A 25267-nucleotide genomic window follows, 5' to 3' on the forward strand; every position below is an offset into this window, starting at 1 on the left:
CCGTTCGCCCTGAGTAGGGTCTGAGCTTGTCGATGACCCGTATCGAAGGGCCGTTTGCGCGAAGGCCCTCGCTACGCCACTTCGACTTCGCTCAGTGGCTCCTCAGGACGAACGGCCTTGAGACGTGAGTCACAAAGAAAAAGGCGGCACCGGATGCCCGGCGCCGCCTCGTTCCGTTAGCGTATTGAAACCGCGGCGAGCGGGATCAGTTCCACTTGCCCATTTCGGTTTCGAGATTGACGCGGATCGCCTCGAAGAACTGTTCGGTGGTCATCCACGCCTGTTCCGGGCCGATCAGCAGCGCCAGATCCTTGGTCATCTTCCCGCTTTCGACGGTCTGGATGCAGACCTTTTCCAGCGTTTCGGCGAACTTCACGACATCGGGTGTCTCGTCGAACTTGCCGCGGAACTTGAGGCCGCCGGTCCAGGCGAAGATGGACGCGATCGGGTTGGTCGACGTCGCCTTGCCCTGCTGATGCTGGCGATAGTGGCGCGTCACGGTGCCGTGCGCGGCTTCGGCCTCGACCGTCTTGCCATCGGGGGAGAGCAGCACGGAGGTCATGAGGCCAAGGCTGCCAAAGCCCTGCGCCACCTGGTCCGACTGGACGTCGCCGTCATAATTTTTGCATGCCCACACGAACTCGCCGCTCCACTTGAGCGCGGAGGCGACCATGTCGTCGATCAGGCGATGCTCATAGACGATGCCGGCGTCCTTGAACTTTTGGTCGAAGCCTTCGGTCTCGAAAACTTCCTGGAACAGGTCCTTGAAGCGACCATCATAGGCCTTGAGGATCGTGTTCTTGGTCGAGAGGTACACCGGCCATTTGAGGTTCAGGCCATAGTTGAACGAGGCGCGCGCGAAGTCGCGGATCGAATCGTCGAGGTTGTACATGGCCATGGCGACGCCCGAACCGGGGAAGTCGAACACTTCGCGGTCGATCGTCTCGCCATTCTCTCCTTCGAACACCAGACGCAGCTTGCCAGCGCCCGGCACCTTGAAATCGGTCGCGCGATACTGATCGCCAAAGGCATGACGGCCGACCACGATCGGCTTAGTCCAGCCGGGGATCAGGCGCGGGACGTTGGAAATGACGATCGGCTCGCGGAAAACGACGCCGCCCAGGATGTTGCGGATCGTCCCGTTGGGCGACTTCCACATCTGCTTGAGGTTGAATTCCTCGACACGCGCTTCGTCGGGCGTGATGGTGGCGCATTTCACGCCGACGCCATATTGCTTGATCGCGTTGGCGGAATCGATCGTGATCTGGTCGTTGGTTTCGTCGCGCTTCTCGACCGACAGGTCATAATATTTAAGGTCGATGTCGAGATAGGGGAGGATCAGGCGCTCGCGGATCCATTCCCAGATGATCCGGGTCATTTCATCGCCGTCAATCTCGACGACGGGGTTCTTCACCTTGATCTTCGCCATAGCGCGTCTTCGCTTTCTTCTCTCGGGTGGAATTTGCCATCGCCCTAGGCAAAGCGGCGGCAATGTTCAACTGCGGAAGCCGCGTAAGCGCATGCGGGGAGCCATAGGCGGCATCGGTCGTTGTCAGCGCATCAGTCTCTGCCTAAGACGAGTCCATGGAAAATAACGAAATCACGATCGCCGCTGGCGGCAATGTCAAATGGCGTTGGCCATCGGTCCACCCCGAAGGCATGAAGTTCGGCCTGATTGCCGCGGCGATCACCGCAGTGCTGTTTCTGGTTGGTTGGGACATTGTCGGTTGGCTGATGCTGATGGTGACGATCTGGGTTTTCGCCTTTTTCCGCGATCCCGTGCGCGCCGTGCCGCAGGATGAAGGCGCGATCATCGCGCCGGCCGATGGCCTTGTCACACTGATCCAGCGGGTTCCGCCGCCGCGCGAGATGGCGGGGGTCGACGGCCTTGGCGATCAACCGCTCATTCGCGTGTCGATTTTCATGAGCGTGTTCGATGTGCATATCAACCGCACGCCGATCGGCGGGACGATCAAGTCGGTCGTCTATATTTCGGGCAAGTTCCTGAACGCCGATCTCGACAAGGCGAGCGAGGATAATGAACGGCAACATATATTGGTGGAGCGGCATGACGGGCTGCGCATCGGCTTCACGCAGATTGCCGGTCTGGTCGCGCGTCGCATTGTGCCCTTCGTCAAGCCGGGAGACATGGTGGCCGCGGGCCAGCGTATCGGCCTTATTCGCTTCGGCAGTCGGGTGGACGTCTATCTGCCCGCCGGCACCGCGCCGCGCGTCATCCTGGGCCAGCGCACCGTGGCTGGCGAAACCATCCTGGGACAGATTGGCGACGCGCGCGTCGTGCCGGGTATCCAGCAGTGATGGCGGGCCGGTCATGAGCCGTCAGCGTCGCGCCATCCCGCGCGGATTGCGTCGCGGCATCACGCTGCGCATGGTGGCGCCCAATGCCGTCACGGCCATGGCGCTTTGCTTCGGGCTGACGGGGGTACGCTACGGCATCTCCGGCGAATGGGAACGGGCCATCCTGTCGATTCTGTTCGCCGGCGTATTGGATGGACTCGACGGACGGATCGCCCGGTTGCTGCGCGGAGAGAGCCGGTTCGGCGCGGAACTCGATTCCCTGTCGGACTCGATCGCCTTCGGCGTTGCGCCGGCGCTGATCCTCTATCTCTGGTCGCTGCACGCCATGCCGAAATTTGGATGGATTTTCGCGCTGGCTCATGCCCTGTCCTGTGCGCTGCGGCTCGCCCGTTTCAACGCGAATATCGATGCGGATGAACAGCCGCACAAATCGGCAGGCTTTCTGACGGGTGTGCCCGCGCCGGCGGGGGCGGGGCTGGCCTTCGTGCCGCTTTATCTCTGGCTGGTGACAGGCGCCGACATTTTCCGGGCCTGGTATATTGTCGCGCCGTGGACGGCGTTCACGGCATTCCTGATGATATCCAGCATCGCGACCTATAGCTGGTCCGCCTTGCGCCTTCGCAAGCGCATCCGGCTGGAAGCCATCGCGGTTGCCGGCCTGCTGGCGGCGTTGCTCGTCACCGACCCCTGGCTGACATTATTGATCCTGTGTGCGGGATATGTCGCGCTCATCCCCTTTGGCGTCCTATCCTATGCCCGCGTCAGGAAACAGCGGGACGCCGCTGCGTCAGTGTGAAGATCACGCCGCCGACAGGGGAGCCTGCGTCGGCGAGGGTGCGCCTGCCGCGCGCAGACGATGCGTCACGCGCGGACGACTGACGCGAATATGATAGACTTGCGGCGTCTGAGGGATGGGCTGAAACAGAAGGGCCGCAACCATCTTGTCATGATAGGCTGCGAACATCCAGGCGATGGTTCCGGCAGCCAGCAGGAATGCGGCGGAAAACAAGGTTGCGGCAACAAGCGTGAACATGATCGTCACTTTCTGTCTTGCCATTTGCACGGCATGTCTCACTATGACGGGTTGAACGGCCGTTAACCGTATTTGTTCCGTCTGTTCACCTTATGTTCCTGAATAAGGCGGTTGTCAACCCTTGCCTTTCGGACGCCGGACGTATAAAGGCGCGCCCATTCCACATGGGAATCACCATATCCGGTGCCAGACCGGCCTTTCAGGCCGTGCGACGGTTCCCGATTCCCAGAGGTAGCAACCGGAAGGAGAAAGATTATGGCGACCCCTGTCGTCAGCATGCACCAATTGATCGAGGCTGGCGCCCATTTCGGCCACCAGACCCACCGCTGGAACCCGCGCATGAAGCCGTACATCTTCGGCGAGCGCAACGGCATCCACATTCTTGACCTCAGCCAGACCGTGCCTCTCTTCGGCCGTGCGCTCGACTTCGTGTCGGCGACCGTCGCAGCCGGCGGCAAGGTGCTGTTCGTCGGCACCAAGCGCCAGGCGCAGGATCCCATCGCGGACGCCGCGCGCAAGTCGGGCCAGCATTTCGTCAACCACCGCTGGCTGGGCGGCATGCTCACCAACTGGAAGACGATTTCGGGTTCGATCAAGCGCCTGAAGACCCTTGAGGAAAAGCTGTCGGGCGATACTCACGGCTTCACCAAGAAGGAAGTGCTCCAGATGACGCGCGAGCGTGAGAAGCTGGAACTGTCGCTGGGTGGCATCCGCGACATGAACGGCATCCCCGATGTTATGTTCGTGATCGACGCCAACAAGGAAGAGCTGGCGATCAAGGAAGCCAACACGCTGGGCATTCCGGTCGTCGCGATCCTCGATTCGAACGTCTCGCCTGACGGCATCGCCTTCCCGGTTCCGGCGAATGATGACGCCAGCCGCGCGATCCGCCTCTATTGCGAAGCCGTCGCCGCCGCCGCCACCAAGGGCAACCGTGGTGCGCAGCAGGCGTCGGGCGTCGATATCGGCGCTCTGGACGAGCCCGAAGTCGAGCAGGTTGCCGCCGAAGCCTAACAGCGTCGCGCAACTGCAAACATGACAGGCTAGGGCGCGCTCCACCGGAACGCGCCCTAGTGTGCATCTAAATACCGCTTGTTTGAAACATCGAAACTTAGGAGCCGAAACATGGCCGAGATTACCGCTGCCGCCGTCAAGGAACTGCGCGACCGTTCGGGCGCGGGCATGATGGATTGCAAGAAGGCGCTCACCGAAGCCAATGGCGATCTGGAAGCCGCGACCGACTGGCTGCGCGCCAAGGGCCTGGCCGCCGCGCAGAAGAAGTCCAGCCGTACCGCGGCGGAAGGTCTGGTCGGCGTCGCCGTCGCCGGCACCAAGGGCGTTGCGGTTGAAGTGAATAGCGAAACCGACTTCGTCGCCAAGAATGACCAGTTCCAGGATTTCGTCCGCACCGTCGCGACGGTTGCGCTGGAAACCGGCGCTGCCGATGCTGAAGCGCTGTCCAACGCTGCCTATCCCGGTGGCGGCACCGTCAATGAAAAGCTGGTGTCGAACATCGCCACCATCGGCGAAAACCAGAATGTCCGTCGCGTCGGCCATGTCGAAGTGAGCCAGGGCGTCGTCGTCCCGTACGTCCACAACGCCGCTGCGCCCGGTCTGGGCAAGATCGGCGTGCTGGTCGCGCTGGAAGGCGATGCGCCGGCCGACGTCATGGAGCCGCTCGGCAAGCAGCTGGCGATGCATATCGCCGCCGCTTTCCCGCTGGCGCTGTCGGCCGACGATATCGAACCGGCTCTGCTGGAGCGCGAGCGCGCGATCGCGGCTGAAAAGGCGGCGGAAAGCGGCAAGCCCGCCGAAATCGTCGCCAAGATGGTCGACGGCGCGGTCGCCAAGTTCGCCAAGGAACAGGCGCTGCTCAGCCAGCTGTTCGTGATGGACAACAAGACCCCGGTGGCTGACGTCGTTGCCAAGGCAGCCAAGGATGCCGGCGCGACCATCACGCTGAAATCCTATGTCCGCTTCCAGCTGGGCGAAGGCATCGAGAAGGAAGTCAGCGACTTCGCCGCCGAAGTGGCTGCTGCCGCCGGCGTCTGAGCCGCCGTTTCGCAGTGATATGGTAAAGGGGGGAGCGGCCGCAGGGTCGCTCCTCTTTTTACATGTGATGGTCGGGCGTCATTGACGTCCCTTTCCCCGTCCGGCGGGGATAAGCGGCCTGCCAGCAACAATCGCCCTTCCCATTGCGGCCCGGCCCTTCTAATGTCCGGCCGCTTCCCTAAACCCGAACCAAGGATTCTCGCCTCGCATGACCCGGCCCGCCTACAAGCGCATCCTGCTGAAATTGTCCGGCGAAGTGCTGATGGGGCAGGGGCAGTTCGGCATTGAGCCGGAAACGGTGGCGCGCGTCGCGGGCGAAATCGCGGCGGCGAAGGATGCGGGTTTCGAAATCTGCGTGGTCGTCGGCGGCGGCAATATTTTCCGTGGCCTCGCTGGCGCGGCCAAGGGCTTCGACCGGGCAAGCGCCGATTATATGGGCATGCTCGCCACGGTCATGAACGCGCTTGCCGTTCAGAATGCGTTAGAAAAACTGGGCTATGACACACGCGTCCAGTCCGCCATTCCCATGGCCAGCGTGTGCGAACCCTATATCCGGCGCAAGGCCGAGCGGCATATGGAAAAGGGCCGGATCGTGATATTCGCCGCCGGCACCGGCAGCCCTTTCTTCACCACCGACACCACCGCAGCGTTGCGCGCGGCCGAGATGAATTGTGATGCGCTGTTCAAGGGGACCAGTGTCGACGGCATTTACAATGCCGATCCCAAAAAGGTTGCTGACGCCACCCGCTATGACAGCATCGGCTTCGACCAGGTGCTCAATGACGATCTTAAGGTGATGGACGCCAGCGCCATTGCCCTGTGCCGCGAAAATAATATCCCCATCGTCGTCTTCAACATCCGCGAGACCGGCAATCTGGCCAAGGTGCTGGCGGGCGAAGGCGTGGCGACGATCGTGCAAAATCAGGAGCGTTGAAGACTCATGCCGCAATATGACAAAGCCGATCTGGAACGCCGCATGGCGGGCGCCGTTGAATCGCTCAAGGGCGACCTGACCGGCCTGCGCACCGGCCGCGCCAACGTGCAACTGCTCGATCCCGTGACGGTCGAAGTCTATGGCGCGCATATGCCGCTCAACCAGGTCGCGACCGTGTCCGCGCCCGAACCGCGCATGTTGTCGGTGCAGGTGTGGGACAAGAGCAATGTCGGCCCGTGCGACAAGGCGATCCGTTCGGCGGGCCTGGGCCTCAACCCGATCGTCGACGGACAGACGCTGCGTCTGCCGATTCCGGACCTGACCGAAGAACGCCGCAAGGAACTGGCCAAGCTGGCCAGCAAATATGCCGAAGGCGCTCGCGTCGCCGTGCGCAACGTCCGCCGCGACGGCATGGACAGCCTGAAGACCGATGAAAAGAAGGGCGAAATCAGCGAGGATGAGCGTAAGCGGTTGGAAACCGAAGTGCAGAAACTGACGGATTCCACCATCGCTGATATCGATGCGATGACTAGCGCGAAGGAAAAGGAAATTCTCGGCCAGTAAGCCGGGGCTTTCCTTTCGCGGCCAACGCACGCATTGTCTTCCTGATGGCCACACACGTCCAGTCCAACCTGTCCAGCATCGCGTCAGCCGATGGCGCCCGCGCCGTCGATGGCGTCGCGACGCCGTCTTCCGGACCGCGCCATGTCGCCATCATCATGGACGGCAATGGGCGTTGGGCGAAAAAGCGTCTGCTGCCACGGATCGCCGGGCATCGCGCGGGGGTGGAGGCGGTGCGCCGGGTCGCGCGCGCCGCGCAGGACATGGGCCTGGAATGCCTGACGCTCTACGCCTTTTCGTCGGAAAACTGGAAACGACCGGCGAGCGAAGTGGCCGACCTGATGGGGCTGCTGCGGCATTTCATCCAGAGCGATATTGACGAATTTCACGCAAATGGCGTGCGGTTGAAGGTCATCGGGGATTACCGTGCGCTCGATCCGTCATTGGTGACGCTGATCGAAGGCGCGATGGCGCGCACCGCCGGCAATAGCGGCCCGGTCATCGCGATCGCGCTCAACTATGGCGCACAGGATGAAATGGTGCGCGCGGCGCAACGTATCGCGCAGAAGGTGGCGCGCGGCGAACTGGTCGCGAGCGATATCGGCATTGCCGACATCGACGGCGAACTGGACACATCAGGACTGCCCCCACTTGATTTGCTCATCCGGACGTCTGGCGAATTGCGGCTCAGTAACTTCATGCTCTGGCAGGCGGCCTATGCCGAACTTTATTTTACAGACCTGCTCTGGCCCGATTTCGACGGTCAGGCGCTCGGGCAGGCGCTGGACGCCTTTCGCATGAGGGACCGCCGCTTTGGCGGATTGTAATTGATGGTCAGCGACCTTCGGACCCGGACCATCGTTGGCGTCGCGCTGATTGCGATGGCGCTGGGCGCTTTGCTGGCCGGCGGGATTATCTTCTGGCTGCTGCTGGTGGTTGCGGGCGTGCTGATGCAGGGCGAGTGGGGCGATTTGACCCGCGCCACCGCAGAGCAGCGCAAGGCCGCCATGTTCGCTATATCCATTCCCCTGGCGCTGCTGTGTCCATTGGCGGCCGGCATCGACTGGCCCGTGCTGATCGCCGGGGCGGCGGCCTTCTTCTTCATCGCCTTTACCAGCCGCAATATCGTGCTGGCGCTTGGCGTCCCCTATATCTGCATTCCCGTCACCGCCCTGTTGTTCCTGCGGGGTCAGCCGCCTTATGCTTATGGCTTGCTGCTCGCCTTCTGGGCGCTCGGGCTGGTGTGGGCGACCGATATCGGCGCCTATTTTGCGGGACGGTCGATCGGTGGGCCAAAGCTGGCGCCCCGGATCAGCCCGTCCAAGACCTGGTCGGGCCTCGCGGGGGGCGTGCTGGCGGCGCTGATGCTTGGTTTCCTTTTGCACCGTTTTGCCAGCCTGCCGATCCAGCTGGCGGCGGCGAGCGGACTGCTGGCGGTCGCGGCGCAACTGGGTGATCTGCTGGAAAGCGCGATGAAGCGCCGCGCCGGGGTCAAGGACAGCGGCACGATGCTGCCCGGCCATGGCGGCGTGCTGGACCGGTTGGACGGGGTGGTGGCTGCGGCACCCTTGGCGGCGCTGTGCTACATCCTTCTGGCGCAGGCTGTTTGAGCGACATGAAAAGCGTTTCCATCTTTGGCGCCACCGGATCGGTCGGCCTGTCCACCATTGATCTCGTCCAGCGCGAACCCGACGCCTATCGCGTGGTGGCGCTGACCGCGCACCGCGATGTCGACGGGCTGGCGGCGCAGGCGAAGGCGACCGGCGCAAAACTGGCGGTCATTGCGCAGGACGATCTCTATGGCGCGCTCAAGGATGCGCTCGCCGGATCGGGTGTCGAAGCAGCAGCGGGAGAGGCGGCGCTGGTCGACGCAGCGCAAGCCGGCGCGGACTGGACCATGGCGGCCATCGTCGGCTGCGCGGGCCTGACGCCCACCATGGCTGCGCTGAAGGCCGGCGGCACGGTGGCGCTGGCGAACAAGGAGTCGCTGGTGTCGGCCGGTGGCCTGATGATGGCGGCGGCGCGGGAATCGGGCGCGACGCTGCTGCCGGTTGACAGCGAGCATAATGCGATCTTCCAGTGCCTTGCCGGCGGTTCCATCGACGATGTATCAAGGATCATCCTGACGGCGAGCGGCGGCCCGTTCCGATCGCGCAGCCGCGCCGAGATGGTCGGCATCACTCCGGCGCAGGCGGTGGCACACCCCAACTGGTCGATGGGCGCAAAGATCAGCGTCGACAGCGCGACGATGATGAACAAGGGACTGGAACTGATCGAGGCCGATCACCTGTTCCCGGTGGGCCTTGATCGCATAGAGATACTGGTCCACCCGCAATCGGTCATCCATTCGATGGTCGAATATCGCGATTGTTCGACGCTGGCGCAATTGGGTTCGCCGGATATGCGTATTCCCATCGCCCATGCGCTGGCCTGGCCGGACCGTATCGTCACGCCGTGCCAGAAACTGGATCTCGCAACCATTGGCAGGCTCGACTTCGAAGCGCCTGATGCTGAACGCTTTCCTGCGTTGCGCCTTGCCCGCGCGGCCGCTGCGGAAGGGGGGGCGACCCCCGCAATCCTCAATGCGGCCAACGAAGTCGCGGTGGCCGCTTTTCTGGCGGGGCGCATCGGCTTCCTTGATATTGCCATGATTGTGGAGGATGTGTTGGACCGCTATAGCGCGGGGCGGCCCAGCACGATCGGGGACGTGCTGGCGGCCGACGCGCAGGCCCGCCTCTTTGCGGGTCAGACGATGGAAAGATTGACGGTTTGATCCAGAATCCCGGCTTCCTGCTGACAGCGCTGGCCTTTGTGGCGGTCATCGGACCGCTGGTCTTCGTCCATGAACTTGGCCATTATCTGGTCGGCCGCTGGTTCGGGGTGAAGGCAGAGGCCTTTTCGATCGGCTTTGGTCCCGAACTCTTCGCCTGGGTGGACAGGCGCGGCACGCGCTGGCGTGTCGCGGCGTTGCCCTTGGGCGGCTACGTCCGCTTCAAGGGCGACATGAACGCCGCCAGCATGACCGATCCGGCCTGGCTGGAAATGTCCGCCAAGGATCGGGCGGAAAGCTTCCCCGCCAAACCCTTGTGGCAACGCGCCGCCATCGTGGCGGCAGGGCCGGCGATCAATTTCCTGTTCGCCATGCTGATCATCGCGACCTTCGCCGTGGTCCATGGCGAAAGCCGTACGCCGGCGGTTGCGGGCATCGTCGAACAGGGCAGCGCAGCGGACGCCGCCGGCATCAGGGTGGGCGATCGCATCCTGTCCTTCAACGGACGGGCGATGGACACCTATACCGACATGGTGATGTACACGCGCATCCGTCCAGGCGAGCCGGTCGATGTCGCGATCGAACGGAATGGGCGGCGGCTGGACGTGCGCACGACAATCGGCGCGGTGATGGAGGATGATGGTTTCGGCCAGAAATTCCGCGTCGGCCGGCTGGGCATCGGCGCTGGTGAACCCGTGGTCGAGCGCGTCAGCCTGCTGCGCGCGCCGGTCGTGGCGGTCGAGCGTACCGGGCAGATCGTGCGCACCATGGTCGAAACGCTGGGCCAGATCGTGAGCGGCGGCCGATCCGTCAAGGAATTGGGCGGGCCGCTCAAGATCGCGCAAGTGTCAGGGCAGGCCGCGACGCTGGGGCTGGAAAGCTTCATCTTCTTCGTCGCGCTCATCTCGATTAACTTGGGGTTCATCAACCTGTTGCCAATCCCCATGCTCGATGGCGGGCATCTGCTCTTTTACGGGATTGAGGCGGTGCAGCGGCGCCCGGTCAGTGCGCAGGCGCAGGAATGGGCCTACAGGTCCGGCCTTGCAGTGCTGATGGCGATGATGCTGCTGGTGACTTTCAACGATTTGTCGTCTTTCGGGCTTTGGAAAAGCCTGTCCGGCTTGATCGGCTGACGCGCTTCGGGCAGGGAAGCGCGGCTTGGCGTCGTCTGTTGCGACGGAAACATTTTTTTGCGTTTGAGGTGGAGCGGGTGACAGCGATGAACAGCAGCATGAGGCAGCGCCCGATCGTGGCCGCCCTGTTGGCGACGACCATGATCGCGGGCCTCACGGCGGTTCCGGCGGTGGCGCAGGATGCCGCCGCACCTCTGGCCGCGCCTGCGACGACGGCAGCGCCTGCGGCGCAGGGGACGATCCGGTCGATCACCGTCACCGGCACGCAGCGGCTGGAGCCGGACACGGTGCTGTCCTACACGAAGCTGCGCATCGGCCAGCCCTACAGCCAGGAAAGCCTCGATCAGGGGCTGCGCGACCTGTACGAAACCGAGTTGTTCGCCGACGTCCAGATCCGCAACGACAATGGCGCGCTGACGGTCGAGGTAAAGGAAAATCCGGTCATCAACCGCATTGTGCTGGAAGGCAATAAGCGGTTGAAGGACGACAAGATCCGTCCGGAAATCAAGCTCGCCCCGCGCCAGATCTATACCCGGTCGAAGGTGCGCGCCGACGTCGCCCGCATCGTCGAGCTTTATCGCCGCCAGGGCCGCTTCGCCGCGACCATTGAGCCCAAGATGGTGCAGCTCGACCAGAATCGCGTCGATATCGTCTTTGAAATTTCCGAAGGGCCTAAGTCCAAGGTCCGCCAGATCAACATCATCGGTAATGACAAGTTCAGCGATGGTGAACTGCGCAGCGAGATGGTGACGAAGCAGTCGCGCTGGTTCCGCATTTTCTCCTCGGGCACCAGCTATGATCCCGATCGCCTGGCCTATGATCAGCAGAAGCTGCGCCAATTCTACCTGACCGAAGGCTATGCCGATTTCCGCGTGATCTCCGCCGTGGCGGAACTGACGCCGGACAAGCAGGACTTCATCATCACCTATGTGGTGGAGGAAGGCGACCGCTACAAATTTGGCGACGTGAAGGTCGAATCGGACATTCGCGACCTGTCGGGCGAAAGCCTGACCAAGCGGCTGCCGATGAAGACGGGCGACTGGTATAACGCCAAGCTGGTCGAGGATACGGTCGATACGCTCAGCGAGACGGCCGGCCTGTTCGGCTATGCCTTCGCCGACGTGCAGCCCGACTTCAATCGGAACAAGGAAGACCTGACGATGGGGATTAATTTCCGCATCGCCAACGCGCCGCGCGTCTATGTCGAACGGGTTGACATCAACGGCAATACGCTGACGCAGGACAAGGTCATCCGTCGCGAATTCCGACTGGCTGAAGGCGATGCGTTCAACAGCTTCCTGGTCAAGCGGTCGAAGGATCGGATCAATTCGCTCGGCTTCTTCCAGGAAAAGCTGGATATCGAACAGAAGCCCGGCTCCGCGCCCGACCGCATCGTGCTGGAAACCAATGTGCAGGAAAAATCGACCGGCGAACTGTCGCTCTCGGCTGGTTTCTCCTCGCTGGAGCGCTTCATCGTCGCAGCATCGATCACCCAGCGTAATTTCCGCGGCAAGGGCCAGGAGCTTCGCACGTCGATCAATTATTCCGCCTATTCCAAGTCGGTTGAGGTCGGGTTCACCGAACCCTATTTCATGGACAAGAATATTGCGCTCGGCGGCGACATCTATCGCCGCGATCTCAACAGCTTCCAATATCTGAACAACAATGACCGCAACACCACCTACGAGCAGACCACCACGGGCTTCCAGATCCGGGCGGGCGTGCCGATCACCGAATATATGTCGCTGGCGCTGCGCTACAGCCTCAACTTCGACGATGTGACGCTGGACGAGGACACTTATTATACGGATGGCCAGTGCGACCCGTTGCTGGCGGGCCGCTATCTCTGCGATGCGATCGGCAAGCGGACGACATCGTCGGTGGGCTATTCGCTGATCTACGACACGCGCGATAATCGCATTCGCCCGACGCGCGGCAACAATGTTGTGCTGAGCCAGGATTTTGCGGGCCTTGGCGGTGACGTCAAATATGTGAAGACGCGTCTGTCGGCATCCAAGTTTTGGCCGCTGGGCGGTGGTTTCATCTTCTCCCTGTCGGGCGAGGGCGGCTATATCCATAGCCTGGAAGGCGAACGGCGCGATGCGTCCGGCGAACTGGTGGACAAGGTCCGTCTGGTCGATCGCTTCTTCCTGGGCGAACCGCAATTCCGTGGCTTTGATATTCGCGGCGTCGGACCGCGCATCATCCGCCGCTATTATTCCACGTCAGTGAAGGACGGCGTCGTTACGGGCGAACGGTTGACCGGAAACAACAATCGGACTGACGATGCTCTGGGCGGCAAAATATACTATCTTGCTCGTGCTGAGGTCCAGATTCCCTTGGGTTCCGCAGCGCGCGAGATGGGGCTGCGTCCGTCGATCTTCATGGACGCTGGGGCCGTGGCTGGCCTCAAAGATCCTGGTTTGATCAACGGTAATGGTCAGTTTGCAGGCTATTGCTCTGCCAGCGGTCTGACCACGGTAAGGGCAACCGGCACTGCCGCCAGCCCGATCTGCCCTTCAAACTATGTGACAGCCGATGGCTTTCAAGTGGCCGGCGGATTCGAAGAAGAATATCTCGGCGACACGCTCAAGCCGCGTCTGTCGGTGGGCTTTGGCGTCAACTGGAACTCGCCCTTCGGCCCGTTCCGCATCGACATCGCCAAGGCCCTGCTCAAGGAACCAGGGGACGACAACAAGCTCATCACCTTCAATGTGGGGACTCAATTCTGATGAAGACATTCGTTAAAGCTGCGGCGCTGCTTCTGGCGCCCATGACCGCCATCGCCCTGACGGCCGTCCCGGCCGCTGCCCAGACCAAGTCGGGCATCGCTGTCGTCGATCTGGAGGAAGCCGTCGCCAAGAGCACGGCCTTCACCACCGCGATGACGCAAATGCAGACGACCTACAAGCCGCAGCTGGACCAGATCACCGCGCGTCGCAGCGCGATCGAAACCGATCTCAAGACCAAGAATGACGCGCTTCAGGCCGCCTACAAGGCCGCCGGCAACAAATCGACGCCGGCGCTGGAAACCCAGTTCCAGCAGTTGCAGCAGGCCCAGCAGACCGGCCAGGCCGAATTGCAGCGCCTGACCCAACCGGTGGCGCTCGCCCGCGCTTATGTCGAACAGCAGATCGTCGCCAAGCTGGACGACGCGCTGAAGGCCGCAACCGCCAAGACCAAGTCGGAAATCGTCTTCAAGAAGGCGGCGACCGAAAGCTTCGGCGCGAACGCGGATATCACGCCGGCCGTCATCACCGAACTCAATGCACTGGTGCCCAGCGTCGGCATCACCCCGCCGGCCGGCTGGCAGCCGGGCCAGGCGCAGGGCGCGGCCGCCGCAGCGCCCGCGACCCCGGCGCAGGCGCCCAAGTCGCGCTGACACAAGAATGAACGGAGAGGTTGAAACGAACGCGCGTGGCCCGATGGATGTCCGTCGGGTCATGGCTGCGCTGCCGCATCGTTACCCGATGCTGCTGATCGACCGCGTGGTGTCACTGGTGCCCAACCAGTCGATCCACGCGATCAAGGCGGTGTCGGTCAACGAACCCTTTTTTCAGGGGCATTTCCCCACGCGCCCGATCATGCCAGGGGTGCTGATCGTCGAAGCGATGGCCCAGGCGGCCGGCGTGCTGGCGGTGGAATCGATGAACCTCGCCGACTCCGGCAAGCTCGTCTATTTCATGAGCATCGACGGCGCGAAGTTCCGATCGCCGGTCGAACCAGGTTGCCTGCTCGACCTGCATGTCGAAGTGACGCAGAACCGAGGCGCGATCTGCAAGTTCAGCGGCAAGGCGACGATCGACGGCAAACTGGCGTCGGAGGCGAATTTCGTCGCGATGATCACCGATCCGCCGCAGGACTGACCGCCCGTCCATTACCATGCTTGCTTTGGCGCGCCGAAACCGCTAACGGCGCGCCTTCGCTTATTTTCGCATCCGGCCGGTCGGAAACCGGCCACCAAAGGAGCATATTGCCATGAAGGCCGATACCCACCCCGATTACCACATGATCACCGTCCAGATGACCGACGGCACCACTTTCCAGACCCGTTCGACCTGGGGCAAGGAAGGCGACACGCTGGCGCTCGACATCGACCCCAAGTCGCACCCGGCCTGGACGGGCGGCAACCGTCAGCTCGACACCGGCGGCCAGGTGGCGCGCTTCAACAAGCGTTTCGGCGGTCTGACGCTGAAGAAGTAATCGGCCGACGCGGCACGAATAGAGAAGGGCGCCGCGATCGGCGCCCTTTTTTGTTGCCTGCTATCGCGTAGCTACTCATCGCGCGCCACCGCGACGTCGACAGCGCCGGGGGCGATCCTGACCGTGACGGGCGTGCGCGCCAGCACCTCCCCGTCAATGGAAATGCGCTGGCGCGGCCGGGTTTCGATACGGAACGACTTGCCGTGAAATTCGCGGGTGTGCGCGTCGCGATCCCGCAGCTTGAAGAATTTGGCATACCAGTCCCAGGCGAGGCGCGGCTTGCTGCGGCCGACCACGGCCTGGATAACGATTTCGCCAGTATCGACGTCGGCATGATCGGACAGTTCGACCCCGCCATGATAGGGGCCGTTCAGCACTCGCACCTCTGTCGACCACATGCGATGTTCCTGCGTCCCGTCATCGATCGTCAGGCGAAAGGCGCGAAAGCCGACCGAGCATTTGGCGGCCCAGGCCAGATAGCCGATCCGGCCGAGATAGCGTTTCAACTTATGCGGCACCGTGCGCCCAATCATGGGTGACAGGCCCAGGGAGGCGGCATTGACGAAATAATCGCCATCCACCATCCCCAGATCGACGCGTCGCCGCCGCCCGGTGGCAATGGCCTGCACCGCGCCGTCCAGATCCAGCGGCAGTCCAAGCGTGCGCGCAAAGCTGTTCGCGGTGCCCAGCGGCAGCACGCCGAACACGCAATCCTTCCCCACAAATTCGTCGACCGTGCCCGACATCGACCCGTCGCCGCCGCCTACGATGACCATGGGCGCGCCGGTGGCAATCGCCTGACGCACAGTGGCGGCCATCTGCTCGGGGTCTTTCACCGCATGGGCGGCCAGCAGCCTGACGCCGGCCGATTCCAGCTTCTCGCGCGCCTGATCGAAATTGTCCTGGCCGCGCCGGCTATGGGCGTTGACGACCAGTATCGCGTCCTTGGGCAAGTCCGTCGTTTCCATGCCGCAATAACTCCGCCCGATGGATTCGGCTCCGGCCGGAAACCCTTTGCGCGCGATTCGTTACCTTGCCATGGCCCGCATCGCTCACCTGTCCGACATTCATTTCGGCGCGAACGATCCCCGGATCGTGGACGCCGCCACCGCTTGGCTGGAGGCGCGTCGCCCCGACCTGGTCGTCATCAGCGGCGATTTCACGCAGCGCGCCCGGGTCGATCAGTTTCGTGAGGCCGCCGCCTGGCTGGGCAAGCTGCGCGCCGCTGGCCTCAAAACGCTTGTCATACCGGGCAATCATGACGTGCCACTCTATGACATTGTGCGCCGCTTCTTTGCGCCGCTGCGCCGCTACCGTCGCTATATCAGTCATGACCTTTGCCCATTCTACGAAGACGATGAAGTCGCGATCCTGGGCATCAACACGGCACGGTCGCTGACGATCAAGGACGGGCGGATCAATCATGACCAGATGGACATGATACGCGATCGCTTCGGCCGGGTCGCGCGCGACAAGACGCGCATCCTGGTGACGCATCACCCGCTTTTTTCCATGCCGATCGGCCGAGGCAATGAACTGAGCGAAGCGGTCGGGCGGCATGACGATGCCGTGCAGGCCGCGTGTGAGGCGGGCGTCCATGTGGCGCTTGCCGGCCATTTCCATCGCACCTATGCGGAAGCTGCCGACAAGATGGTCGCCCACAGCGGCGGCGCGCTGGTCATCCAGGCCGGGACAGCCACCTCCACCCGCCTGCGCAATGACGAACCGCAAAGCTTCAACTGGCTGCATGTCCGTCGCAATAATGAGATGGACCTGCAAGTGATCGTCTGGGACGGCGCCAGCTTCCGCCGCGCCAGCCATGTGGAATATGTCCGCGATAACGAGGAATGGACCGCGAAGGAGGTGATAGAGCCGGCGCGGGTAGGGGCCATGACGGTCCCTGCGGGCTTGACGTCGGCGGCGAACTGACGGTTTCTCTCGCCGCATCTCAACAATTGGAGGCGATATGGCGCGGCTGGCGGGAAAAACATGCGTCGTGACAGGCGGTGCGCGCGGCATCGGACGCGCAATCGTCGAGGCCTTTCATCGGGAAGGCGCCGATGTGCTTTTGACGGACATCGACGCACCGGCGGGCAGCGAAAGCGCGAACGCGATCGGCTGTCGCTTCGAACGGCTGGATGTTGGCGAAGAAGCCGACTGGGACCGACTGCTTGACCTGCATCCTGAGATCGACGTGCTGGTCAACAATGCGGGCATCACCGGTCTGGGGGAGGCCGGCACTCGCCATGACCCTGAACATGCCAGTCTTTCCGAATGGCATGCGGTGCACCGCGTGAACCTCGACGGCACCTTCCTGGGCTGCCGCTACGCCATTCGCGCGATGAAGCGAAAGGGCGAAGGGGCGATCATCAATATGTCGTCCCGGTCCGGGGTGGTCGGCATTCCAGGCGCAGCAGCCTATGCGTCATCAAAGGCGGCGATCCGCAACCATAGCAAGAGCGTAGCGCTCTATTGCGCGCAGCAGGGATGGAAAATCCGCTGCAACTCCATCCATCCCGCCGCGATCATGACGCCGATTTGGGATGCGATGATAGGGGACGGTCCCGACCGGCAGGCCCGAATGGCGGCGCTGGTGGCTGATACGCCGGTCAAACGCTTTGGCCGGGTCGAGGAAGTCGCTGCGGTCGCAGTGCTGCTGGCCTCTGATGAGGCAACCTACATCACGGGCACCGAAATCGACATTGATGGCGGACTATTGGCTGGCTCGGCCGCGTCGCCGGGCTGATCATCAATCCGGTTTCCTGAGCGCTTGGGCGAGCGATACCGTCGCGCTGCCACGCCGGGCCGGCTTCGCTTGGCTCGGGTCGGGTTTCCAGCCGGACAGATAGATGAGCGCCATTTGCTCGGCAACGCGCCCGTCGGGATCGGCGGCATCGTTGAAATGCGCCGCCGCCCGCATCAGCACGTTGCGGGTGAGCGCAGGCGGACGGTGGGTCAGGACATTGCCCGCCCCCATGCCGCGCAGGTCGTGCATCAGTCGCACGATGTCGCCATAGCGGATCGTCAGCGTCTCGCCATCGGCCACCGGCATGGCGAAGCCGGCGCGGCTGAGCAGATCGCCCGCCGCGCGCACGTCCACCTGCGGATGGATATGCTGGCCCGCTCGATCCCCTTCAGCGGCAAGCAGAGCGGCTTTCAGGCGCGGCAGGCTGCCCGCGCCGGCAAAGGCGGCCAGCATCAGCCCGTCGGGCCGCAACACCCGTCGCATCAGGATCAGCGCGCCGGGCAGGTCGTTGACGCTGTCCAGCGTGCCGCATGCCAGCACCAGGTCGAAACTATCGTCGGCAAAGGGCAGGGCGTCCTCATCCGCCTGCACGCCATTGACGGCGCGCGCGGCCAGAAAGGACGGATCGACGCAGGCGACTCGTTTGCCCATCGCCTCCAGCGCAGCGCGCGCGCGGCCGTCAGGGCATCCGATCACCAGCGCTTCGGGCAGCTCGCGCTGCACATCGCCCAGCCGATCGAGCAATTCGTCGAGCATTGCCTGGTGCAGGAAATCATGGTCCGCATAAGCGGGCAGCATCCTGTCACGCCGCCGGGCGCGCAGGGCCGAATCGAATATGTCGGGGCGGGAATCCATGGCGGGCCTTGTGCAGAGGCGGTGAAGCGGGAACAAGGCAGATGATGCCTCTTGCCCCGCTTCTCAAGGCCGCGCTGCGTCCGGCGCTCGATTATGCGCTGCCGCCGCGCTGCCCCGGTTGCGGCGGCATCGTCGGGGAAGATCATGCCTTCTGCCTCGAATGTTGGGGCGGCATGGAGTTTCTGGGCGACCCCTGTTGCGCCCGCTGCGGCCTGCCTTTCCCGCACGACATGGGCGATGGTGCCGCGTGCGGCGCGTGCCTGGCTGCTCCGCCGCCCTGGGACAGCGCGCGCGCCGTGCTGGCCTATGGTGATGTCGCGCGCACGGTGGCGCTGCGGCTTAAATATGGGCGGCGCATCGGGTTGGCGCGGCTGATCGCCCGGCAGATGCTGCGTCATGTGGGGACGGCAGGGGAGGGCGATCCGCCCGTGATCGTGCCAGTGCCCTTGCATCGCTGGCGCCTGTGGCATCGCGGGTTCAACCAGTCGGCGCTGATCGCGGACCATCTGGGCACGCTGACGGGCTGGCCGGTCGACCGGCACGGTCTGATACGCGCGCGGCGGACACAGCCATTGCGCGGCATGAACCCGGCGCAGCGGGCCAGGGCGGTCCGTGGGGCTTTCACTTTGGCTGCGGGCCATGGATTTGCCGGGCGGCGCGTGTTGCTGATCGATGATGTCCACACCAGCGGCGCGACCGCCGGGGCTTGCGCGCGGACGCTGAAGCGCGGCGGCGCCACCACCGTCCGGCTGCTTTGCTGGGCGCGCGCGCTGCCCGACCGCGATGCCGCGCCAACCGACGCAGCTGATTGACATTGGCTGGCCTTGCCCCATCTTTGTGGCAAAGGAGCGATATTCTTCATGGCGAAAGTGGAAATCTATACCAAGGCCTGGTGCGGCTATTGCGCGCGGGCCAAGGCGCTGCTCGGCGACAAGGGCGTGGCGTTCGAGGAATATGACATCAGCATGGGCGGCCCCAAGCGCGACGAAATGCTGGAGCGCGCGCCCGGTCAGACGACCGTGCCGCAAATCTTCATCGACGGCCAGCATATTGGCGGCAGCGACGACCTTGCCGCTTTGAACCGCGCCGGCAAGCTGGACGCGATGCTCGGCCAGTGAGCCATTTTCGCGCCGCCCTTTTTCAGATGACGAGCGGGATTGATCCCGCTTCCAATGCCGCCGCGATCGTCGACATGGCGGGCCGCGCCAAGCGGGAAGGGGCGGACATGCTCTTCACCCCCGAAATGGCTGGCTATCTGGATCGCGATCGCGCCCGCGCGGCAGGCACGCTGCGCAGTGAAGCGGATGATGATGTCCTGGCCGCCGTTCGTGAAGCAGCGGCGCGCGAAGGGCTTTGGGTCCATATCGGGTCATTGCCTTTCAAGGATGAACGATCGGATGGCCGCTGGGTCAATCGCAGCCTGATGATCGACGCCAATGGCGACATCCGCGCGCGCTACGACAAGATACACTTGTTCGACGTCGATTTGGCGAGCGGGGAAAGCTGGCGGGAATCTTCCGTATACGGGCCGGGGGAACAGGCGGTCGCGGTAAAGACGCCGTGGGGATTGATGGGCCTTTCCATCTGTTATGACATGCGGTTTCCCGATCTGTATCGGGCGCTGACCGATGCCGGCGCGACAATCCTGCTGGCGCCCGCCGCCTTCACCGTGCCGACGGGCCAAGCACACTGGCATGTGCTGCTGCGCGCCCGCGCGATCGAGGCGGGATGCGTCGTCATTGCCGCGGCGCAGGCCGGTGCGCATGCGGACGGGCGCACCACCTATGGTCATAGCTTGGTGGTCGACCCTTGGGGCGACGTGCTGCTGGACATGGGCGAGGCGGCAGGTCTGGGGCTTGCGGATATCGACCTGTCGCGCATAGAGGATGTGCGCGCGCGGGTGCCCGCGCTCGCCAATCGCCAGCTTATCCCGAAGGACGTGACAATTTCGTGATCGTGTTCGACCTTAAATGCAGTGGTCAGGGCCATGTGTTCGAAGCCTGGTTCGGGTCCAGCAGCGATTATGACGCGCAGCAGGCCCGCGGCCTCATCGCCTGTCCGGTCTGCGGCGACGTGTCGGTGATGAAGGCCGTCATGGCGCCGGCCATCGCGGCCAAGGGCAATCAGCGCCCAGTGCCCGCAGCGCCGAATGATGCCGCTCCGGCTGCGAGCGGCGCGGACATGGCCAAGATGCAGGCGCTGGTCGAAGCGGTGGCGCAGGCGCAGCAGAAGCTGCTGGCCGATTCCACCTGGGTCGGCCGCGACTTTGCCGATCAGGCCCGCGCCATGCATTATGGCGAACAGGACCGCGCCAGCATCCATGGCGAAGTCGCCCCCGCCGAAGCCAAGGCCCTGATCGCCGAAGGCGTAGAGGTCGCGCCCCTGCCACTTCCCGTCGTCCCGCCGCACGCGAAGAATTGACCCCGGCGCTCCCGCGCAATAGAGCCGGCACCGGGCACCCATAGCTCAGCAGGATAGAGCATCAGATTCCTAATCTGGGGGCCACTGGTTCGAATCCAGTTGGGTGCACCATTTCGGTTCAGTGATAATAACGCGGCGCGGCGATGCGCCAGTAGCTGTTGGCGCCACGCTGGAGTTTGCTCCCGGCGATGCGGATGAGGTCATCACCGACCCGGTTCCTGTCCGACATCAACAAGACGCAACGGCCTTTTACTATCAACCTAATGTCTTGATCCGATGATGCGGGAAAAATCACTCCATCGCCGGCGGGCCGGAACTGCCGCGTTCGATCAGGGTGAAGGTGAATTGCGGCATGCCCTGCGTGCCCTGCGCGCCCTGCGCCAGTGCGTCGATGACGGCGCGGCCCATATCTTCCAGCGGCTGGCGCACGGTGGTGAGCGGGGGCCAGGATGTGAGGCTCGCCGACGTATCGTCAAAGCCAGTCACGGACAGATCCTCTGGCACGCGCAATCCGATCCGGTGCGCCAGCGTCAGCACGCCCAGCGCCATGTCGTCATTGGTGGCGAAGATGGCGCTCGGCGGATTGGGCAGCGCCAGCAAGGTTTCGCCCGCCGCGATGCCGGACGCGAAATCGAAGCGACCGGGCACGAATAGCGCCTCCTCCGCCGCGATGCCCGCCGCATCCAGTCCCTCGCGAAAGCCATCCACGCGGCGCAGCGCGGCATGGTGGGTCGGGGGCGGGGTGATGACGCCGATGCGGCGATGGCCAAGCCCGGTCAGATGACCCGCGACCATCCGGCCAGCCGCCTGTTCGGGCGTCGATATCGTGAAGCTGGGCGAAGGCGCGGAACCGGCGATGCGCGCACAGGGCAGCTGCATCTGCGCCAGCTTGTCGAGCAGCGCCTGATCGTCGGCCAGTGGCGGCACCAGCAGCACGCCATCGGGCCGCAGCGCCGCGACCAGCCGGTCGAGCACGTCGAACCGTTCCTCCCCACCGGGCGACAGCGGTTCGACCACCAGATGATAGCCCAGGTCCCGGCACCGCCACGCCGCGCCCATCTGGATGCGGCTGACATAGCCGGGTGCGGGATTATTATAGAGGAATGCGATCATGAAGGACCGCCCGCCCGCCAGCCGCCGCGCCGACTGATTGGGGCGATATCCCAGCTGCGCGATCGCTGCCTGCACCCGGTCCCGCAACGCGTCGCTGACATTGGGCGCCTTGTTGACAACGCGGGACACCGTCTTGATCGAGACTTTGGCGAGGGCGGCGACGTCGTGAATGCTGGTCATGGGGTCCTGGCTCGTGGCGCGGGGAGGGACTGTCATGCCCCCTTGCCGGCGCGCTTGGCAAGCCATGGCGCGTGGCCCTATGGTGGGGCAATGGGCACTGTCATCAATCTGCGGCAGGCGCGCAAGCGCAAGCAACGCGCCGACAAGGCGGCGCAGGCCGCCGAAAATCGCGCGCGCTTTGGCCGCACAAAGGCCGAGCGCGCATCGCAAGCGAAGGAAGACGATCAACAGAGTGCCGTGTTGAAGGGAGCGTTTCGGGAGTTATCCCAAGATAACGTCGAGTAAATAACTCCGTTTAGATGAATATTGGTTCATTTAACGAAGGATATTTGGCAGGTTCACTATGAACGCCTGTTCAGGATTGTCCGTTCGTCGCATAGCGATTTCGACTCATCCGTGAAATGACCATGGCATGCAAAGATTCGGGCCGGTGGCGGGTTGATGATGCACTATGACTGGACATATTCGCACCCCCCGCCCCGCCAGGGCCGCGATTGCCGCTGTTCTGGCCTTCACCGCAACCCCTGTGCTGGCGCAGGATATGGGTTCGGCGGCATCGGCCCCCACGATGACGCCAGACGCCACGATCATCACCCCGCCCGCCATGACGCAGGCGCCGACGGCGACAACGTCGCCCGCAATCGGCGCTGACTCGCCAACCACCCCGGTCTTCCAGCCAAGCGCGCCCGTCGTGCAGCAGACCGCCCCGATCGAGCAGCGGATTGCCGAAGCACGCGCCGCTGCTGAAGCCGAGCAGGCCGCGAGCCGCCCCGCGGAGCGCGCCGTGACACAGCAGGCGCCCGTGACGCGGGAGACTGCCGCTGCGAGAACAGACTCGCAGCCTGTGACATCGCCCGCCCCTTTAGCAGCCACGCCCGTTACCACGCCGGACACCCCGACGGCCGATCGCACTACGGCAGAGGCGGCATCCGCTCCAGCTGACCGGCTGATGCCACCAGCACCGACAGCGCAGGCGGACCGCACCGATCAGGCGATCCTCTGGGCCATGGGCGGCGGTGCGCTGCTGCTGTTGGGCCTGGGTGGCGCGGCGCTGATGCGTCGTCGCCGGCCGGAAGAGGAGGAGGCGATGGCCGTCCCGACCTATGAGAGCGCGGTTTCAGCGCCGGCGATGGCATCGACAGCAACGGCCAGCCCGATCGCCCCTGAACCTGTCGACACAGCGCCGGCCACCCGGCCTGCGCTCCACCCGCGCCCGGCGATGGCGACGGCATCCGACGCGACGCTCGCCGCCATGGTCGCAGCGCCGCCCAGCCCGGAAAACCCCTTCACCACCCGGGCAAAGCGCGCCCGTCGCGCGCGCTTCCTGCTGGCCCAGCGCGACGGCGCGACTCGCATCCCCGATGTGCCGCAGACCGTCCATGCCGAACCGGCCGCCGCGCACAGCCCGGCTGCGCAGGATCGTAGCCAGATGGTCTATCGCTTCGACAAGGACAATCGCCGCGCGTCTTTCCTGAAGCCGCGCACCAACTGATCGGCGGCTTGCCGTCACACCAGAGGCAAAGCGCAACGAAGGCCGGGCCGCGCGCCCGGCCTTTTTACCGTGCGTTTCCGCCAGTCCGGTTGCGCTTTTCCAGCATGGCTGATACCGGGCGCGCGCATCCCTTGACGCGCCATTTCCATCAGAAAGAGTCGCCGCTCCATGACCGAAAAGATCAATCGCATCGTCCTCGCCTTTTCCGGCGGCCTCGACACCAGCGTGATTTTGAAATGGTTGCAACAGACCTATGGCTGCGAAGTCGTGACCTTCACCGCGGATCTGGGGCAGGGCGAAGAGCTTGAGCCAGCGCGTGCCAAGGCCCGGCTGATGGGCGTCAAGGAAGAGCATATCTTCATCGACGACCTGCGCGAAGAGTTTGTGAAGGACTATGTCTTCCCGATGATGCGTTCCAACGCGCTCTATGAGGGGCTGTATCTGCTCGGCACGTCGATCGCCCGCCCGCTGATCGCCAAGCGTCAGATCGAGATCGCGAAACAGGTCGGCGCAGATGCCGTCTCCCATGGCGCAACCGGCAAGGGCAATGACCAGGTCCGCTTCGAACTGGGCTATTATGCCCTGTCGCCCGACATCAAGGTGATCGCGCCCTGGCGCGAATGGGACCTGACCAGCCGCACCAAGCTCATCGAGTTCGCCGAAAAGCACCAGATTCCGATCCCCCGCGACAAGCGCGGCGAAAGCCCGTTTTCGACCGACGCCAACATGCTGCATACCTCGTCGGAAGGTAAAGTGCTGGAGGACCCGTGGGAGGAAACCCCAGACTATGTCTATTCGCGCACGGTGAACCCGGAGGATGCGCCCGACGCGCCGGAATATATCACCATCGACTTCGAACGTGGCGACGGCGTCGCGATCAACGGCGTTGGCATGTCGCCTGCCACTTTGCTCGAAACATTGAACGACTATGGCCGCAAACATGGCATCGGCCGGCTCGACCTTGTTGAAAACCGCTTTGTCGGCATGAAGTCACGCGGCATGTATGAAACGCCGGGCGGCACCATCTATCACCTTGCCCATCGCGGGATCGAGCAGCTGACGCTCGACCGGGGCGCTGCGCATCTGAAGGACGAACTCGCGCCGCGCTACGCCGAACTCATCTATAACGGCTTCTGGTTCAGCCCTGAGCGCGAGATGCTCCAGGCGGCGATCGACCATAGCCAGGAAAAGGTAACGGGCACCGTCCGCCTCAAGCTCTACAAGGGCGGCGTGTATGTCGTCGGCCGCAAATCGCCTTATTCGCTCTACAGCGAAAAGGTCGTGACGTTCGAGGATGATGCGGGCGCCTATGATCAGCGTGACGCAGCGGGCTTCATCAAGCTGAACGCCCTGCGGCTTCGCCTGCTCGGACGCCGCGACCGCTGATCGTGCAAGGGGGAGGGGCAGCCTCATCGCTGCCCCCCTCGACCCACCCGACATAGTGGCGCTCCCCAG

The 25267-nt window shown here is 63.7% G+C and carries 28 protein-coding genes and 1 tRNA gene; 24 read left to right on the forward strand and 5 right to left on the reverse strand.

What is annotated here, in order from left to right; genetic code table 11:
* Window positions 1–205: 205 nt before the first annotated feature.
* A complete protein-coding gene (locus tag RLDS_RS35800) occupies window positions 206–1429 on the reverse strand; it encodes an NADP-dependent isocitrate dehydrogenase (RefSeq protein WP_021225271.1) in 1224 nt (407 codons plus the stop codon).
* A 155-nt stretch (window positions 1430–1584) separates the two neighbouring features.
* On the opposite strand from RLDS_RS35800, the gene RLDS_RS35805 reads away from it, so the two are divergent.
* Together RLDS_RS35805 and RLDS_RS35810 are read left to right on the forward strand one after the other, a co-directional pair.
* The gene (locus RLDS_RS35805; protein WP_021225272.1) at window positions 1585–2319 is read left to right on the forward strand and encodes a phosphatidylserine decarboxylase; all 735 of its coding nucleotides are present in this window, start codon (window positions 1585–1587) and stop codon (window positions 2317–2319) included.
* A 70-nt stretch (window positions 2320–2389) separates the two neighbouring features.
* Window positions 2390–3115 (forward strand): CDP-alcohol phosphatidyltransferase family protein, encoded by a 726-nt coding sequence (locus RLDS_RS35810; RefSeq protein ID WP_031297721.1) that lies wholly within the window; start codon window positions 2390–2392, stop codon window positions 3113–3115.
* 3 nt (window positions 3116–3118) lie between these two features.
* Here RLDS_RS35810 and RLDS_RS56475 read toward each other — a convergent pair whose 3' ends face one another.
* Window positions 3119–3352 (reverse strand): hypothetical protein, encoded by a 234-nt coding sequence (locus RLDS_RS56475; protein ID WP_031297723.1) that lies wholly within the window; start codon window positions 3350–3352, stop codon window positions 3119–3121.
* 255 nt (window positions 3353–3607) lie between these two features.
* Here RLDS_RS56475 and rpsB point away from each other — a divergent pair, with 255 nt between their 5' ends.
* The 12 genes from rpsB to rpmE all read left to right on the forward strand — a co-directional run bounded on the left by rpsB (window position 3608) and on the right by rpmE (window position 15005).
* Window positions 3608–4366, forward strand: a complete 759-nt coding sequence (rpsB, locus tag RLDS_RS35820; protein ID WP_009822321.1) for a 30S ribosomal protein S2 — start codon at window positions 3608–3610, stop codon at window positions 4364–4366.
* 111 nt (window positions 4367–4477) lie between these two features.
* Entirely contained in the window at window positions 4478–5404 is a 927-nt protein-coding gene (gene tsf, locus RLDS_RS35825) for a translation elongation factor Ts (RefSeq protein ID WP_021225275.1), read from the forward strand.
* A 208-nt stretch (window positions 5405–5612) separates the two neighbouring features.
* Window positions 5613–6338: a UMP kinase gene (gene pyrH / locus RLDS_RS35830; protein ID WP_021225276.1), complete on the forward strand. Its 726-nt coding sequence runs from the start codon at window positions 5613–5615 to the stop codon at window positions 6336–6338.
* Window positions 6339–6344: 6 nt separating this feature from the next.
* Window positions 6345–6902, forward strand: a complete 558-nt coding sequence (frr, locus tag RLDS_RS35835; protein ID WP_021225277.1) for a ribosome recycling factor — start codon at window positions 6345–6347, stop codon at window positions 6900–6902.
* Window positions 6903–6946: 44 nt separating this feature from the next.
* Complete coding sequence (locus RLDS_RS35840; RefSeq protein WP_021225278.1) at window positions 6947–7726, forward strand: isoprenyl transferase; 780 nt, start codon at window positions 6947–6949, stop codon at window positions 7724–7726.
* 3 nt (window positions 7727–7729) lie between these two features.
* Window positions 7730–8509 carry a phosphatidate cytidylyltransferase gene (locus tag RLDS_RS35845; protein ID WP_031297726.1) on the forward strand — a complete coding sequence of 260 codons (780 nt, stop codon included), beginning with the start codon at window positions 7730–7732 and terminating at the stop codon, window positions 8507–8509.
* Between the two features lie 5 nt (window positions 8510–8514).
* Window positions 8515–9672, forward strand: coding sequence for a 1-deoxy-D-xylulose-5-phosphate reductoisomerase (locus RLDS_RS35850; RefSeq protein WP_021225280.1), 1158 nt, complete (start codon window positions 8515–8517; stop codon window positions 9670–9672).
* The gene (gene rseP, locus RLDS_RS35855) at window positions 9669–10802 is read left to right on the forward strand and encodes an RIP metalloprotease RseP (RefSeq protein ID WP_021225281.1); all 1134 of its coding nucleotides are present in this window, start codon (window positions 9669–9671) and stop codon (window positions 10800–10802) included. Before RLDS_RS35850 ends, rseP begins: the two co-directional genes overlap by 4 nt.
* An 86-nt stretch (window positions 10803–10888) precedes the next feature.
* Window positions 10889–13534 (forward strand): outer membrane protein assembly factor BamA, encoded by a 2646-nt coding sequence (gene bamA / locus RLDS_RS35860; protein ID WP_031297728.1) that lies wholly within the window; start codon window positions 10889–10891, stop codon window positions 13532–13534.
* Window positions 13534–14184: an OmpH family outer membrane protein gene (locus RLDS_RS35865; RefSeq protein ID WP_021225283.1), complete on the forward strand. Its 651-nt coding sequence runs from the start codon at window positions 13534–13536 to the stop codon at window positions 14182–14184. Before bamA ends, RLDS_RS35865 begins: the two co-directional genes overlap by 1 nt.
* Before the next feature lie 43 nt (window positions 14185–14227).
* The gene (gene fabZ, locus RLDS_RS35870) at window positions 14228–14668 is read left to right on the forward strand and encodes a 3-hydroxyacyl-ACP dehydratase FabZ (RefSeq protein ID WP_021225284.1); all 441 of its coding nucleotides are present in this window, start codon (window positions 14228–14230) and stop codon (window positions 14666–14668) included.
* Window positions 14669–14780: 112 nt separating this feature from the next.
* The gene (rpmE, locus tag RLDS_RS35875) at window positions 14781–15005 is read left to right on the forward strand and encodes a 50S ribosomal protein L31 (RefSeq protein ID WP_009822308.1); all 225 of its coding nucleotides are present in this window, start codon (window positions 14781–14783) and stop codon (window positions 15003–15005) included.
* A 71-nt stretch (window positions 15006–15076) separates the two neighbouring features.
* Here the strand turns inward: rpmE and RLDS_RS35880 are convergent, their stop codons facing one another.
* A complete protein-coding gene (locus RLDS_RS35880) occupies window positions 15077–15973 on the reverse strand; it encodes a diacylglycerol/lipid kinase family protein (RefSeq protein ID WP_021225285.1) in 897 nt (298 codons plus the stop codon).
* Window positions 15974–16043: 70 nt separating this feature from the next.
* Here RLDS_RS35880 and RLDS_RS35885 point away from each other — a divergent pair, with 70 nt between their 5' ends.
* The gene (locus RLDS_RS35885; RefSeq protein ID WP_031297732.1) at window positions 16044–16934 is read left to right on the forward strand and encodes a metallophosphoesterase family protein; all 891 of its coding nucleotides are present in this window, start codon (window positions 16044–16046) and stop codon (window positions 16932–16934) included.
* 37 nt (window positions 16935–16971) lie between these two features.
* Complete coding sequence (locus RLDS_RS35890) at window positions 16972–17751, forward strand: SDR family NAD(P)-dependent oxidoreductase (protein ID WP_021225287.1); 780 nt, start codon at window positions 16972–16974, stop codon at window positions 17749–17751.
* A 3-nt stretch (window positions 17752–17754) separates the two neighbouring features.
* On the opposite strand, the gene RLDS_RS35895 is transcribed toward RLDS_RS35890, so the two are convergent.
* A complete protein-coding gene (locus RLDS_RS35895; RefSeq protein WP_021225288.1) occupies window positions 17755–18606 on the reverse strand; it encodes a class I SAM-dependent methyltransferase in 852 nt (283 codons plus the stop codon).
* 41 nt (window positions 18607–18647) lie between these two features.
* Here RLDS_RS35895 and RLDS_RS35900 point away from each other — a divergent pair, with 41 nt between their 5' ends.
* From RLDS_RS35900 to RLDS_RS35920, 5 genes are all read left to right on the forward strand, one after another.
* The gene (locus RLDS_RS35900) at window positions 18648–19418 is read left to right on the forward strand and encodes a ComF family protein (RefSeq protein WP_021225289.1); all 771 of its coding nucleotides are present in this window, start codon (window positions 18648–18650) and stop codon (window positions 19416–19418) included.
* Between the two features lie 48 nt (window positions 19419–19466).
* Window positions 19467–19724, forward strand: coding sequence for a glutaredoxin 3 (gene grxC, locus RLDS_RS35905; RefSeq protein ID WP_021225290.1), 258 nt, complete (start codon window positions 19467–19469; stop codon window positions 19722–19724).
* Window positions 19721–20560, forward strand: a complete 840-nt coding sequence (locus tag RLDS_RS35910) for a carbon-nitrogen hydrolase family protein (protein ID WP_021225291.1) — start codon at window positions 19721–19723, stop codon at window positions 20558–20560. The genes grxC and RLDS_RS35910 overlap by 4 nt, the downstream gene beginning before the upstream one ends.
* Window positions 20557–21027 (forward strand): DUF1178 family protein, encoded by a 471-nt coding sequence (locus tag RLDS_RS35915; protein ID WP_021225292.1) that lies wholly within the window; start codon window positions 20557–20559, stop codon window positions 21025–21027. The genes RLDS_RS35910 and RLDS_RS35915 overlap by 4 nt, the downstream gene beginning before the upstream one ends.
* 34 nt (window positions 21028–21061) lie before the next feature.
* A tRNA-Arg gene (locus tag RLDS_RS35920) sits at window positions 21062–21138 on the forward strand.
* A gap of 180 nt (window positions 21139–21318) precedes the next feature.
* Here the strand turns inward: RLDS_RS35920 and RLDS_RS35925 are convergent.
* Window positions 21319–22320, reverse strand: a complete 1002-nt coding sequence (locus tag RLDS_RS35925) for a LacI family DNA-binding transcriptional regulator (protein WP_021225294.1) — start codon at window positions 22318–22320, stop codon at window positions 21319–21321.
* 90 nt (window positions 22321–22410) lie between these two features.
* Between RLDS_RS35925 and RLDS_RS35930 the strand changes: the two genes are divergently transcribed.
* From RLDS_RS35930 to RLDS_RS35935, 3 genes are all read left to right on the forward strand, one after another.
* Window positions 22411–22605: a DUF4169 family protein gene (locus RLDS_RS35930; RefSeq protein WP_021225295.1), complete on the forward strand. Its 195-nt coding sequence runs from the start codon at window positions 22411–22413 to the stop codon at window positions 22603–22605.
* Between the two features lie 166 nt (window positions 22606–22771).
* A complete protein-coding gene (locus RLDS_RS0127910; protein ID WP_236616822.1) occupies window positions 22772–23812 on the forward strand; it encodes a hypothetical protein in 1041 nt (346 codons plus the stop codon).
* Window positions 23813–23980: 168 nt separating this feature from the next.
* Window positions 23981–25198, forward strand: a complete 1218-nt coding sequence (locus RLDS_RS35935) for an argininosuccinate synthase (protein WP_021225296.1) — start codon at window positions 23981–23983, stop codon at window positions 25196–25198.
* The last annotated feature ends 69 nt before the right edge of the window (window positions 25199–25267 follow it).

Source organism: Sphingobium lactosutens DS20 (assembly GCF_000445105.1).
GTDB lineage: Bacteria > Pseudomonadota > Alphaproteobacteria > Sphingomonadales > Sphingomonadaceae > Sphingobium > Sphingobium lactosutens.

Excerpts from the sequence above, each read along its gene's own strand:
- RLDS_RS35800 (WP_021225271.1), bottom strand. The coding sequence starts at position 1,429 with ATGGCGAAGATCAAGGTGAAGAACCCCGTCGTCGAGATTGACGGCGAT.
- RLDS_RS35805 (WP_021225272.1), top strand. The coding sequence starts at position 1,585 with ATGGAAAATAACGAAATCACGATCGCCGCTGGCGGCAATGTCAAATGG.
- RLDS_RS35810 (WP_031297721.1), top strand. The coding sequence starts at position 2,390 with ATGGTGGCGCCCAATGCCGTCACGGCCATGGCGCTTTGCTTCGGGCTG.
- RLDS_RS56475 (WP_031297723.1), bottom strand. The coding sequence starts at position 3,352 with ATGTTCACGCTTGTTGCCGCAACCTTGTTTTCCGCCGCATTCCTGCTG.
- rpsB (WP_009822321.1), top strand. The coding sequence starts at position 3,608 with ATGGCGACCCCTGTCGTCAGCATGCACCAATTGATCGAGGCTGGCGCC.
- tsf (WP_021225275.1), top strand. The coding sequence starts at position 4,478 with ATGGCCGAGATTACCGCTGCCGCCGTCAAGGAACTGCGCGACCGTTCG.
- pyrH (WP_021225276.1), top strand. The coding sequence starts at position 5,613 with ATGACCCGGCCCGCCTACAAGCGCATCCTGCTGAAATTGTCCGGCGAA.
- frr (WP_021225277.1), top strand. The coding sequence starts at position 6,345 with ATGCCGCAATATGACAAAGCCGATCTGGAACGCCGCATGGCGGGCGCC.
- RLDS_RS35840 (WP_021225278.1), top strand. The coding sequence starts at position 6,947 with ATGGCCACACACGTCCAGTCCAACCTGTCCAGCATCGCGTCAGCCGAT.
- RLDS_RS35845 (WP_031297726.1), top strand. The coding sequence starts at position 7,730 with ATGGTCAGCGACCTTCGGACCCGGACCATCGTTGGCGTCGCGCTGATT.
- RLDS_RS35850 (WP_021225280.1), top strand. The coding sequence starts at position 8,515 with ATGAAAAGCGTTTCCATCTTTGGCGCCACCGGATCGGTCGGCCTGTCC.
- bamA (WP_031297728.1), top strand. The coding sequence starts at position 10,889 with ATGAACAGCAGCATGAGGCAGCGCCCGATCGTGGCCGCCCTGTTGGCG.
- RLDS_RS35865 (WP_021225283.1), top strand. The coding sequence starts at position 13,534 with ATGAAGACATTCGTTAAAGCTGCGGCGCTGCTTCTGGCGCCCATGACC.
- fabZ (WP_021225284.1), top strand. The coding sequence starts at position 14,228 with ATGGATGTCCGTCGGGTCATGGCTGCGCTGCCGCATCGTTACCCGATG.
- rpmE (WP_009822308.1), top strand. The coding sequence starts at position 14,781 with ATGAAGGCCGATACCCACCCCGATTACCACATGATCACCGTCCAGATG.
- RLDS_RS35880 (WP_021225285.1), bottom strand. The coding sequence starts at position 15,973 with ATGGAAACGACGGACTTGCCCAAGGACGCGATACTGGTCGTCAACGCC.
- RLDS_RS35885 (WP_031297732.1), top strand. The coding sequence starts at position 16,044 with ATGGCCCGCATCGCTCACCTGTCCGACATTCATTTCGGCGCGAACGAT.
- RLDS_RS35890 (WP_021225287.1), top strand. The coding sequence starts at position 16,972 with ATGGCGCGGCTGGCGGGAAAAACATGCGTCGTGACAGGCGGTGCGCGC.
- RLDS_RS35895 (WP_021225288.1), bottom strand. The coding sequence starts at position 18,606 with ATGGATTCCCGCCCCGACATATTCGATTCGGCCCTGCGCGCCCGGCGG.
- RLDS_RS35900 (WP_021225289.1), top strand. The coding sequence starts at position 18,648 with ATGATGCCTCTTGCCCCGCTTCTCAAGGCCGCGCTGCGTCCGGCGCTC.
- grxC (WP_021225290.1), top strand. The coding sequence starts at position 19,467 with ATGGCGAAAGTGGAAATCTATACCAAGGCCTGGTGCGGCTATTGCGCG.
- RLDS_RS35925 (WP_021225294.1), bottom strand. The coding sequence starts at position 22,320 with ATGACCAGCATTCACGACGTCGCCGCCCTCGCCAAAGTCTCGATCAAG.
- RLDS_RS35930 (WP_021225295.1), top strand. The coding sequence starts at position 22,411 with ATGGGCACTGTCATCAATCTGCGGCAGGCGCGCAAGCGCAAGCAACGC.
- RLDS_RS0127910 (WP_236616822.1), top strand. The coding sequence starts at position 22,772 with ATGACTGGACATATTCGCACCCCCCGCCCCGCCAGGGCCGCGATTGCC.
- RLDS_RS35935 (WP_021225296.1), top strand. The coding sequence starts at position 23,981 with ATGACCGAAAAGATCAATCGCATCGTCCTCGCCTTTTCCGGCGGCCTC.